This window comes from Porphyromonas sp. oral taxon 278 str. W7784 (genome assembly GCF_000467855.2).
Taxonomy (GTDB): domain Bacteria; phylum Bacteroidota; class Bacteroidia; order Bacteroidales; family Porphyromonadaceae; genus Porphyromonas.
Window position 1 is genome coordinate 416,416 of record NZ_KI259258.1, and the last position, 11,693, is coordinate 428,108.

An 11,693-nucleotide genomic window follows, 5' to 3' on the forward strand; every position below is an offset into this window, starting at 1 on the left:
GTTTTTTCGGCGACCTACCGTGCATCCCTTTTTGACCCTCGCTAAGGCGCATGCGGAGCGGGTTCTGAGGCACGCTTTATCCTTAGCCTAGATCCCTCGCTTGACTTAGGGCTAAGGTGAAGTGATACAACTGGCTGATCATCAGCCTTCCCCTCCGAAGAACTAGAGTAGGAAGACGGTAAGAGAAGAAATCATATTCCCAAGTCTCTCCCCCTTGGGGCTACCCCGAAAAGCTATTAGACATTAGCCCTAGATTTATCCTAGGGGATAAGGGGGAAATTGCATTATTTCCCTTACCTTTGTGGATATAAGTAATCAATTCACTAAATTGAACTATTATGGCAACTGACAAAGAACGGTTACTGAGCGAATTCCCCGCCATTAGCACACAGGAATGGAAGGATAAGATCATAGCCGACTTGAAGGGAGCAGACTTCGATCGTAAGCTCGTCTGGCGCACGAACGAAGGATTCAACGTCAACCCCTTCTACCGCCGCGAAGACCTCGAAGGTCTCTCGACACCACGCGTAATGCCTGCAGAGTACCCTTATGTCCGCTCCACACGCTTGGACAATGAGTGGCTCGTACGCCAGGAGATACACGTCACCGATCCCCAGGAAGCAAACGCTAAGGCTCTGGACATCCTCAACAAGGGGGTGACTTCCCTCGGCTTCAAGCTCCGTCGTGATCAGGTCAACAAGGAGACGCTAGCCGTCCTGCTCAAGGGTATCATGCCCGAGGCGATCGAGCTCAACTTCTCCTGCTGCTACTCCGTGGCTGTACAGCTGGCTGAAGCTCTGGCGGCTTACCTCACCGAAGCTGGAGCCAACGTAGCAGAATGCAAGGGCTCGATCAACTTCGACCCCTTCAAGAAGCAGCTGGTCAAGGGTATCTCTAACCCCCAGTGGGTCGTAGCATGCACCCGCCTGCTTGAAGCGATCCGTCCTCTGCCTGGCTTCCGTGTCCTGACGGTCAATGCACTCAATATCAATAACGCTGGGGCGTACATCTACCAGGAGCTGGGCTATGCGCTCTCCTGGGGTGCTGAGCTCCTAGACAAGCTCACCGAAGCAGGCTTCTCCATCGAGGAGCTCACGAGCCGTATTAAGTTCGTCTTCGGGGTCGGGTCCAACTACTTCATGGAGCTGGCGAAGTTCCGTGCAGCACGTTGGCTCTGGGCTGAGATCGTCGGCGCTTACGGAGATCAGTACAAGGGCGACGCAGCGAAGATCTACATGCACGCTGTCACCTCTACTTGGAATAAGACCATCTACGACGCTCATGTGAACCTGCTCCGCACACAGACCGAAGCGATGTCCGCAACGCTCGGTGGGGTAGACTCGCTGACCGTACAGCCCTTCGACGTCACTTACCAGGAGTCGGATAACTTCTCCGAACGTATCGCACGCAACCAACAGCTCCTCCTCAAGGAAGAGTCGCACTTCGACAAGGTCATCGACCCTGCTGCTGGCTCCTACTATATCGAGCATCTAACCAACGCTCTTGCTGAGCAGGCTTGGAAGCTCTTCCTCGCTGTCGAAGAAGAAGGTGGCTTCGCTGCCGCTGCCGAAGCTGGTAGCGTACAGAAGGCAGTCAACGCTAGCAATGCTAAGCGTCACGCTGCTGTAGCTGCTCGTAAGGAGATCTTCCTCGGGACGAACCAGTTCCCTAACTTCACCGAGACCGCTGCCCAGAAGCTCCACGAAGAGGCTGAGGCAGCTACGCACAGCTGTGGCTGTGGTCAGCCTTCGATCGAAGCGCTGAACTTCGACCGTGGTGCTTCGGAGTTCGAAGCTCTTCGTCTCGCTACCGAACGCTCGGGCAAGGAGGTCAAGGTCTTCATGCTCACCATCGGTAACCTCGCCATGCGTCTGGCACGCTCTCAGTTCTCCAGTAACTTCTTCGCTTGCGCAGGCTACAAGATCCAGGACAACCTAGGCTTCGCTACCGTGCAGGAAGGGGTAGACGCAGGTCTTGCTGCTGGTGCTTCGATCATCGTACTCTGCTCGAGCGACGATGAATATGCAGAGTTCGCCCCCGAAGCCTTCAAGTATCTCGCAGGTCGTGCAGAGTTCGTCGTAGCAGGTGCTCCTGCTTGCACTGATGATCTCAAGGCTGTCGGCATCGAGAACTTCATCAACGTGAAGAGCAACGTGCTGGAGACCCTCCGCCAGTTCAACCACAAGCTTGGTATTAACTAATCGGTAAGGAGACAGAAGAAATGAAACCACAATTCAAGAACATAGATATTAAGTCTGCGGGCTTCGCTCAGACTTGCCCCGTCGAATGGGCTTCGAAGCAGGACAACAGCTCCGTATGGCGTACCGCAGAGCAGATCCTGGTCAAGCCCGTCTATACGGCGCACGACCTCGAAGGGATGGAACACCTCGACTACGCTTCGGGGATCCCTCCTTATCTGCGTGGCCCTTATAGTGGTATGTATGCCATGCGTCCCTGGACGATCCGTCAGTACGCAGGGTTCTCCACGGCTGAAGAGTCCAACGCCTTCTACCGCCGTAACCTCGCTTCGGGTCAGAAGGGGCTTTCGGTTGCCTTCGACCTGGCTACCCACCGTGGGTACGACGCTGACCACCCCCGTGTAGTCGGTGACGTCGGTAAGGCAGGTGTATCGATCTGCTCGCTGGAGGATATGAAGGTGCTCTTCGACGGTATCCCTCTCAACAAGATGTCCGTCTCCATGACGATGAACGGTGCCGTACTGCCCGTCATGGCCTTCTACATCAACGCTGGTCTGGAGCAGGGCGCTAAGCTCGAGGAAATGGCTGGTACGATCCAGAACGATATCCTCAAGGAGTTCATGGTGCGTAATACCTACATCTACCCACCTGAATTCTCGATGCGCATCATCGCCGACATCTTCGAGTACACGTCGCAGAACATGCCTAAGTTCAACTCGATCTCCATCTCTGGCTACCACATGCAGGAGGCCGGTGCTACGGCAGACATCGAGATGGCTTATACGCTTGCTGACGGTCTGGAGTACCTCAAGGCGGGTATCGCTGCTGGTATCCCTGTCGACAAGTTCGCTCCTCGTCTCTCGTTCTTCTGGGCTATCGGTATGAACCACTTCATGGAGATCGCCAAGATGCGTGCTGCACGCTGTCTGTGGGCTAAGATCGTCCAGCAGTTCAACCCCGAGAACCCCAAGAGCCTTGCCCTGCGTACGCACAGCCAGACGTCTGGGTGGTCCCTCACAGAGCAGGACCCCTTCAACAACGTCGGTCGTACCTGTATCGAAGCTATGGGTGCTGCACTCGGTCACACGCAGTCGCTCCACACCAACGCTCTTGACGAAGCTATCGCACTGCCTACGGACTTCTCTGCTCGTATCGCTCGTAATACTCAGATCTACATCCAGGAAGAGACCCTCGTATGTAAGGAGATCGACCCATGGGCTGGTTCGTACTACGTAGAGAGTCTGACGAACGAACTGATGCACAAGGCTTGGGGCCACATCAAGGAAGTCGAAAGCATGGGTGGTATGGCTAAGGCTATCGAGACTGGGCTGCCTAAGATGCGTATCGAAGAGGCTGCTGCTCGCACGCAGGCTCGTATCGACTCTCGTCAGCAGGTCATCGTCGGTATCAATAAGTACCGCCTCGAGAAGGAAGATCCTATCGATATCCTCGAGATCGACAATACTGCCGTCCGTCTCCAGCAGATCGAGCGTCTCAATGAGCTCCGCAAGAATCGTGACGAAGCCGCTGTCAAGGCTGCTCTCGAAGCGATCACCCACTGTGTAGAGACCAAGGAAGGTAACCTCCTCGACCTCGCTGTCAAGGCGGCCGCTCTGCGTGCTTCCCTCGGTGAGATCTCCGATGCCTGCGAAAAGGTCGTAGGCCGCTACAAGGCAATCATTCGTACTATCTCCGGCGTGTACTCATCAGAATCAGGCGAGGATAAGGACTTCATCCGCGCAAAGGCTCTTGCTAAGAAGTTCGCAGAGAAGGAAGGTCGTCAGCCCCGTATCATGATCGCTAAGATGGGTCAGGACGGACACGACCGTGGGGCTAAGGTCGTCGCTACCGGCTATGCTGACTGTGGCTTCGACGTAGACATGGGCCCGCTCTTCCAGACTCCAGAGGAAGCTGCTCGTCAGGCAGTCGAAAACGACGTCCACGTCATGGGTGTCTCTTCGCTCGCTGCTGGTCACAAGACGCTCATCCCTCAGGTCATCGAAGAACTGAAGAAGCTTGGTCGTCCTGACATCCTCATCACTGCTGGTGGTGTGATCCCTGCTCAGGACTACGAGTTCCTCTACAATGCAGGTGTCGCTGCTATCTTCGGTCCTGGTACGCCTGTAGCTTACTCCGCTGCTAAGGTCCTCGAGATCCTCCTCGGCGAAGAAGCCTAAGACTACAGAGCTTATCTAGCTTAACATAAGGACGGATGCCGTGCCCAAGCTCTTGGGTACGGCATCTGTCGTATAGGGCGGATCGTGCCCAAGGGTATCGAGGCGCTAGTACCTCTCTTCGGGGAGGGCTAGCGCCTTTTGTCTTGTTCGGGGAAGGGCGTCGGTCGCGAGGGTAGTGGGTCGTCTTCCCTTGGGACGTGGGGCTATTCTGAGGAAGGCGAGTGTCTGCTTGTGTGGGGAAGGCTTCTATCAAGTAGAAGGAAGGGAAGCTAGCGTGCGTAGGGGAAGGTGAAGGCTGTGCTAAGGGAAGTATTTATTCGGTTCCGAAGGAAGGCGTATTTCTGTTCTTCGGGCATGGCGATAGCCGTGGTGGAGGGATGCTTTCTACCCTAGATTGGAAAGGCGAATTATTGCGGGTCGACATTAGGATCTAAGGCGGGTCGGAATGAGGGGGTATATTGGGTGAAACGTGCTGTCTACATTGGGTCGAAAGAGAACCCTATGTAGGGGTGCCAAAAGGACCCTACGGTAGGTCGCCTGACCGACCCACAGTAGGTCGTCGAGACGACCTACCGTAGGTTTTTTCGGCGACCTACCGTAGGTCGTTTTTGGGAGGCCTCAGAAGAGCCTGTACAGAAGGGCTGGAAGGCGCCTCGTTCCGAGAGCTGATGAGCTTCCTAAAAATGGGTGGCGGAGAGGTGATCGGAGGCTCGGAAAATTAGCCCCAGCTTATAAGAGGAAAATGAAAGCCTACATTCCGTAGCTATGTCTCTGGATCGAGGGGGGAGCGGGAGGCTAGGTCGGGGGGAAGCTCGTCTGTCAGTAAGGAGGAGGTCGGAGCTTAGACAGAGGCGGTGTGCTTCTGCTGGTAAGGTGCTGGCAGAAGCTTAGGCCGAGGGAAAGTGCTTCTCTGTATCTAGCTGAGTAGGCTGGGGGAGACCGAGGCGAAGAACCTCCCTTCCTCGCTGGTGTGGCAGGGGTGGGTAGCCTTCACTTGAGGGCTTCGGCGCTAAGGGAAAAGGAGCGTTCGCTTAGAAATAGCTACCTTTGCGCTACATGTGCACTTCTGCTTGTGCAGGGGTGCTCCTTTCACACCTATTATATCGGAAAAATTATGACGATAGCACCTAATAAGTTCGTCTCTGTAGAGTACGAACTCTATGTCGGCGACGAGAACGAACGTGTCCTGATGGAGCAGACGACTCCTGACCGCCCCCTAGAGTATATCCAGGGAATGGGCATGATGCTCCCCGAGTTTGAGAAGAAGCTCTTCGGTCTAAAGGCTGGGGACAAGTTTGACTTTGTCCTCAAGTGCGACGAAGCTTACGGTCAGCCCGTAGACGAAGCGATCCAGGAGCTTCCCCGTGAGATCTTTGTGGATGGCGAAGGCAAGCTCGATGCGCTGGTCGTCGAGGGCGCTACGCTACCTCTTCACACGCCCGACGGGCAGATCGTCCGTGGTAGCGTCGTAGAGATCAAGGAAGAGGTCGTCGTCATGGACTTCAATCATCCCCTGGCAGGCGAAGATCTTCACTTCATCGGCTCTGTCAAGGATGTCCATGATGCTACGCCCGAGGAGATCGAGCAGTTCTTCGGCGGTCACGATGGTTGTGGCTGCGGCTGTGGCGAGGATCATGAGCACGAGCACGAAGGCTGCTGTGGCGGTGGCTGTAGTTGCCACTAATCGGTAGATATATCAGGGCACGGATGCCACTAGGCTTGTAGAGTCTAGGGCATCCGTGCCTTTCTTTCTTTAGAGGCAATGAATACCTTCGGACGACAGCTACGCCTGACGACCTTCGGCGAATCCCATGGTCCCGCCCTCGGAGGTGTACTGGATGGACTCCCCTCGGGGCTGGTGATCGACCTTGAGGCTATTGAGCTAGCGCTCTCCCGTCGACGAGGGGGCGAGAGTCGTCTCGCTACGCCCCGTCGAGAGCCCGACCACGTGCGCATCCTCTCGGGGATCTATGAGGGAAGGACGACGGGTACCCCGCTGGCCTTCCTCGTGGAGAACGAGGATGTACGAAGTGGGGACTACGCTCGGCTTGCCGACATCTACCGTCCTGGTCATGCCGACTTCACCTATGAGGCGAAGTACGGGCACCGAGACCCACGGGGGGGAGGCAGAGCTTCTGCCCGAGAGACGGTAGTGCGTGTCATCGCTGGAGCTATCGCTACGCAGTGGCTCACGGCGCAGGGGGTACGTGTCTATGCGTACCTCTCCCGTGTCGGAGGTGTCAGCCTCAGCGACGAAGGCTGGACAGCGGTAGAGCTCTCCGAGCAGGAGCAGGCTCGCCTAGAAGGGCGCTACAGGCACATCGTCCCCACACTAGGGGAGGAGACAGCGGAGAGGATGGCTCGTGAAGTCTCCGAAGCACGTGAGGCTAAGGACAGCGTGGGAGGCGTGATCTCCTGCCGTGTCTACGGCCTTCCCGCAGGACTAGGCGAACCGCTCTACGACAAGCTCGCCAGTCGCCTTGCCTCGGCGATGCTTGGGATCAATGCAGCTCGAGGCTTCGAGTTAGGCGAAGGCTTTGCCCTTGCTTCGATGCAGGGATCGGTAGTGAACGACCCCTTCCACCTCAGTGCTGAGGGGAGGGTAGCACAGGTGACCAACCGAGGTGGCGGCACGCTCGGCGGGATCACGACAGGCGCACCGCTTACCTTCCGTGTGGCCTTCAAGCCTACCTCATCTATAGGTCTCCCTCAGGAGACTGTGCGCCGTGATGGCCAGGCCGTGCGCCTCGAGATCACTGGCAGGCATGACCCCTGCCTCGCCCTACGTGCCGTGCCTGTCGTCGAGGCGATGACAGCACTCACCCTAATGGATTTTTACCTCCTCCACGCTCGGAGCACCCAGCGTCAGGAAGGAGAGGACTAGATACGATGGCTAGCTTAGCAGCAAAGGAAAGCATCAGCGGTACCATAGTGACCTACATAGGGGTTGGGATAGGCTTCCTGACCACCTTCTTCATCTTAGCCAAGTTCCTTCCCCCCGAAGAGATCGGCCTGACACGCCTCTTGCCCGAGCTAGCTACCCAGCTCGCTGGGCTGGGGATGCTAGGGATGACCTATTCGATCAGTCGGTACTTCCCCTTCTTCAGGGACACGGAGTCGAACCCCTACCGAGCAGAGGATGGACCTAACCACGGCTTCCTCTACTACGTGCTCGTCGTCGGTGCTGTCGGGACGGCAGTGATGACGCTCCTCTATGTCCTCTGCCAGGGGCCACTGATGGCGCTCTACAGTAAGAATAGCCCCCTGCTAGCGGACTTCTACTATGCCGTCATCCCGCTCACCCTCTTCACGATGGGCTGGACGATCTTCGAGCTCTACACCTACCAGCTCCTCCGTGTCGCTGTGCCCAAGGGAATCAAAGAGGTCCTACTGCGTGTCCTCCAGCTCGCCGTCTACCTGCTCTATGCCTTCGGGTATATCGACTTCACGACGATGGTATGGGGCTTCATCGGGAGCTTCGGTATCTGCATGCTCGCTAGCGGTGTCTACCTCGGGCGGATCACACCGCTCTCCCTTCGCCACAACCCCGACTACGTCTCTACCTCTATGCGTAGAGGCTTCTACCGCTATACGGCGCTCTACACCCTGACCTCTGTGGGTATCACGCTGGCGGGACGCATGGATCTCTTCATGGTCGCCTTCATAGACCGGGGGGGACTCTCCTCTGCTGGTGTCTACACGATGGCTTTTTATATGGTATCGATCATAGAGATACCGATGCGAGCGATCCTCAATGTCGCTGCCCCCAAGATAGCCGAGGCGGCGAAGGACGGGGACACTCGGCGAGTGGAAGCTGTCTATAGGCTCGTCGCCTTCTACCAGCTCCTGTCGGGACTCCTGATCTTCGCTATGATCTGGGTGAACATCGACAATATCTTTGGCATCATGCCCAACGGGGATCAGTTCTCCGGGGGCAAGTGGGTCTTCTTCTTCCTTGGCCTTGCTAAGCTGGTGGAGCTGACCTTGACCTGCAGTCATACCGTCGTGAGCACATCACGCTACTACCACTGGAATGTCTACTATACCGTCAGTGTGCTCATCATGTCATTCCTCTCGACGCTCTTCCTCATCCCCGAGTATGGCACGATGGGGGCAGCAATAGCGATGTTCCTGACGAACATCGTGAGCTACGGACTCCAGCAACTGCTCCTGAGCGTGAAGATGCACGTCAGCCCGTTCACTCGACGCATGCTCCTGCTCCTACCCATTGCCCTAGTAGCTTGGGGAGCGGATACGCTTCTTCCCGTCCTACCCTCGGTGTGGCTGGATCTCTTTGTCCGCTCTGCCGTCGTAGGGCTGGTACTGCTCCTTGTCCTCCTTGCCCTCAGGATCACGCCCGAACTGATGGAGATGCTGGAGGGGAAGCTCCCCGCTCGCTTCCGTCGCTAATCACCGCTCTCCCCGATGCCTCATCCGACGAAGCTCCCTCACCGAGGGCAAGCGCCCCTTAAGGTCCTCCTCCTCTGCACCGCTGACCAAGGTGGCGGGGCGGCGGAGGCCTGTCGGCGCTTGCTCGACGCTCTTGGCGCTATCGGTGTGGAGGCTCGCCTCTTGGTGCTCCACAAGGGGACGGACGACGCTCGTATCGACTCCGTAGCCCGCACGCCTCTCGGGCGTCTCTGGGGGCGCCTCGCCTTCGTAGGCGAGCGTCTAGAGATCTATCTACGGAATGGACGGGATAGGAGTCGCCTCTTCCGTGTCTCGACGGCACGCCTAGGCTTCGACCTGAGCGAGCACCCATGGGTCAGGGAGGCAGACGTACTACATCTCCACTGGATCAATCAGGGCCTCCTCTCCCTCACTGCTCTTCGTCGCCTCTCGAAGCTGGGCAAACCGATCTTCTCCACCCTGCATGACCTCTGGGCGGCGACGGGTATCTGTCACCTGCCTCTAGAGTTCTCTCCTGAAGGCTCTAGCCTCTGTCCTCGCTATGAGGCGGGCTGTGGCCTCTGTCCTCTCCTCGGAGGAAAGAAGCAGGAGGATCTCTCACGCTCGGTCTGGAGGCAGAAGGCCTTCCTCGCTGAGCCTCCCTTCAGCTACATCGCCGTGAGTCGCTCTGAAGCTCTCCTCTTCGAGCGAAGCCCCCTCATGCGCTCTTACGGTGCTCCCTCGGTCCTACCTAACCCGATCGACCTCGGCCTCTTCTCGCCTGAGACGGCCACGGGCATGCCGATGCCCGACTGGTGGCAGGAGGGGCGCATCTATCTGACTCTAGTTGCCGCTCGGCTGGACGACGACGTCAAGGGGCCTCATCTCCTCATGGCGATCGCTCGGGAGCTACAGGATCGCTACCCCGAGCTAGCCTCTAGGATCACCCTCGTACTGGTAGGTGCGATCCGTCGGGAGGGCTACTTCGACGAGCTCGCTCTGCCCTATGTAGCGCTGGGGAGCGTACGAGACCACCGACAGCTCGCTCATATCTATTCGCTCTCTCGGGCGCTTCTGTCGACGAGCATCTACGAGACCTTCGGCCAGACGCTTGTCGAAGCGCTTGCCGTCGGCACGCCGGTAGTGAGCTTCCGCTGTGGTGGCCCTGAGGACATCATCGACGACGGAACTAATGGCTTCCTCGTACCAGCCTTTGAGACGGCGACCTATGCTGACCGCCTCGCCCAGCTTCTCACTACGGAGGCGAAGGCTGGAGAAGCCTTCTCCCCCGAAGCCTGTCGAAGGAGCGCCGAGCGCTTCGGAGCAGAGGCTGTCGCCCGGAAGCTGTACGAGCGCTACCAAGCTAGCCTTACCACTCCCTCCTCCCGCTCCTAACCCCTCCCTCACCCCCATATCTCTCGTCGCTATGCTCCCACGCATCACGATCATCACGATCTGCTACAACGCTGCCTCCACCATCGCCCGTACGCTTCGGAGCGTACAGGCGCAGACTTATCCCCATCTGGAGTACCTCGTCATCGACGGCGCCTCCCGTGACACTACCCTCGAGCTCGTGGAGGAACTCGCTCCTCGGGCTCAGGTCTACAGCGAGCCCGATCGAGGTATCTATGATGCGATGAACAAGGGGCTAGCTCGTGCCACGGGGGACTATGTCTGGTACGTCAATGCTGGCGATGCTCTGGCTAAGGCTACGACGGTGGAGGATCTGGTGCGTGCTACCTGCTCGGGGGAACATCTCCCCGACGTGCTCTACGGAGATACCCGCCTGATCGATGCCGAGGATCGAGACTTGGGCTTGCGTCGTCTTCGCCCGCCTCATAGCCTGGACTGGAAGAGCTTCCGTGAGGGGATGCTCGTCTGTCATCAGGCCTTCGTAGCCAAGCGAAGTATAGCGCCTAGCTACGACCTGTCCTATCGCTTCTCCGCTGATGTCGACTGGTGCATACGCGTGCTACGGGAGGCCAAGGACACTGCCTTCTACCCCGAGGTCATCGCCCTCTACCTCAACGAAGGTACGACGACGGCTAACCATCGGGCATCCCTGCTGGAGCGCTTCCATGTGATGCGTCGCCACTACGGCCTTCTCCCTACGCTCTATCAGCACCTTCGCTTCCTCGTGGTGAGGAAGCGCTAAGCGCCCGCTCAGCGCCTCACCTTCTGCGCCTCGCTAGAGGCAACAGTAGTGCCCCTCTAGAGGCGCTACTGGTACCGCCCTCCTGGCACTACTGCTACCTCCGAGGTAGTGAGCGTAGTGCTCGGAGGGCGCTTTGCTTTTTCCCCCTCCCCCCTCGCCTAGAAGCGCTCCAGAGCCCTACTCAGGGGAAGTGGAGTAAATGAAGTATCTTTGTGTAGAAGACGAGGGGAGGCTCCCCTTGCCCAGGAAACTGGTGATATTAGATCCGATCACTTATAGCTATGGCACTGTTTGATAAGTTTACGAAGAAGAACAACACATCCCTTGTACCCTCGTCCGTACTACCTACCATCCTCGAGGCTCTTGCTCAGGAAGGCTACCGCCCCGAGCGGGATAAGGATGTACGCATCGTATATAAGAACGAAGGCATCTACTGCTGCTTCTACTATCGGGAGGACGATCCTGAGTTCCTCATGGTACGAGCCACCTTCGAGCGTGCTGCCTTCGATGACGTCCACGAGTCGTACCTGTACAGGGCTTGCTCGATGACGGACTTCGACCAGAAGGTCAGCAAGGCTTATATCGACGAAGATGGCGATGTCGTCTTCTCCGTCGAAGCCTTCATCATGGAGGGTACGCCCCTGGGTCGTCTTGCCCTACGTATGAGCGATGCTCTGGCCTCGACCGTCGCCTTCTTCCATCGTACACTCAAGCAACTCACCGAGGAGCAAGGCTCGGGCGTCGGAGGCTCTGACGCTGGTGCCTCCCAGCTCC

At 57.6% G+C, this 11,693-nt stretch carries 8 protein-coding genes; all 8 read left to right on the forward strand.

Features of this window, described 5'->3' with window-relative positions; translation table 11 throughout:
* Positions 1-338: 338 nt before the first annotated feature.
* Positions 339-2,201, forward strand: coding sequence for a methylmalonyl-CoA mutase small subunit (mutA, locus tag HMPREF1556_RS08335; RefSeq protein ID WP_021668000.1), 1,863 nt, complete (start codon positions 339-341; stop codon positions 2,199-2,201).
* Positions 2,202-2,221: 20 nt separating this feature from the next.
* Complete coding sequence (gene scpA / locus HMPREF1556_RS08340; protein ID WP_021668001.1) at positions 2,222-4,375, forward strand: methylmalonyl-CoA mutase; 2,154 nt, start codon at positions 2,222-2,224, stop codon at positions 4,373-4,375.
* Positions 4,376-5,489: 1,114 nt separating this feature from the next.
* Positions 5,490-6,059, forward strand: coding sequence for a peptidylprolyl isomerase (locus HMPREF1556_RS08345; RefSeq protein WP_021668003.1), 570 nt, complete (start codon positions 5,490-5,492; stop codon positions 6,057-6,059).
* A gap of 78 nt (positions 6,060-6,137) precedes the next feature.
* On the forward strand, positions 6,138-7,259 hold the full coding sequence (gene aroC / locus HMPREF1556_RS08350) for a chorismate synthase (protein WP_021668004.1): 1,122 nt from the start codon (positions 6,138-6,140) through the stop codon (positions 7,257-7,259).
* Positions 7,260-7,264: 5 nt separating this feature from the next.
* Positions 7,265-8,785 (forward strand): lipopolysaccharide biosynthesis protein, encoded by a 1,521-nt coding sequence (locus HMPREF1556_RS08355; RefSeq protein ID WP_021668005.1) that lies wholly within the window; start codon positions 7,265-7,267, stop codon positions 8,783-8,785.
* 15 nt (positions 8,786-8,800) lie between these two features.
* Positions 8,801-10,159 (forward strand): glycosyltransferase, encoded by a 1,359-nt coding sequence (locus tag HMPREF1556_RS08360; protein WP_021668006.1) that lies wholly within the window; start codon positions 8,801-8,803, stop codon positions 10,157-10,159.
* 31 nt (positions 10,160-10,190) lie between these two features.
* A complete protein-coding gene (locus HMPREF1556_RS08365) occupies positions 10,191-10,919 on the forward strand; it encodes a glycosyltransferase family 2 protein (RefSeq protein ID WP_021668007.1) in 729 nt (242 codons plus the stop codon).
* Positions 10,920-11,200: 281 nt separating this feature from the next.
* Positions 11,201-11,693 (forward strand): hypothetical protein (locus HMPREF1556_RS08370; RefSeq protein ID WP_021668008.1); only part of this gene is annotated, 493 nt, incomplete at its 3' end.

Coding starts and splice junctions, on each gene's coding strand:
- mutA (WP_021668000.1), top strand. CDS start 339: ATGGCAACTGACAAAGAACGGTTACTGAGCGAATTCCCCGCCATTAGC.
- HMPREF1556_RS08365 (WP_021668007.1), top strand. CDS start 10,191: ATGCTCCCACGCATCACGATCATCACGATCTGCTACAACGCTGCCTCC.
- aroC (WP_021668004.1), top strand. CDS start 6,138: ATGAATACCTTCGGACGACAGCTACGCCTGACGACCTTCGGCGAATCC.
- scpA (WP_021668001.1), top strand. CDS start 2,222: ATGAAACCACAATTCAAGAACATAGATATTAAGTCTGCGGGCTTCGCT.
- HMPREF1556_RS08360 (WP_021668006.1), top strand. CDS start 8,801: ATGCCTCATCCGACGAAGCTCCCTCACCGAGGGCAAGCGCCCCTTAAG.
- HMPREF1556_RS08345 (WP_021668003.1), top strand. CDS start 5,490: ATGACGATAGCACCTAATAAGTTCGTCTCTGTAGAGTACGAACTCTAT.
- HMPREF1556_RS08355 (WP_021668005.1), top strand. CDS start 7,265: ATGGCTAGCTTAGCAGCAAAGGAAAGCATCAGCGGTACCATAGTGACC.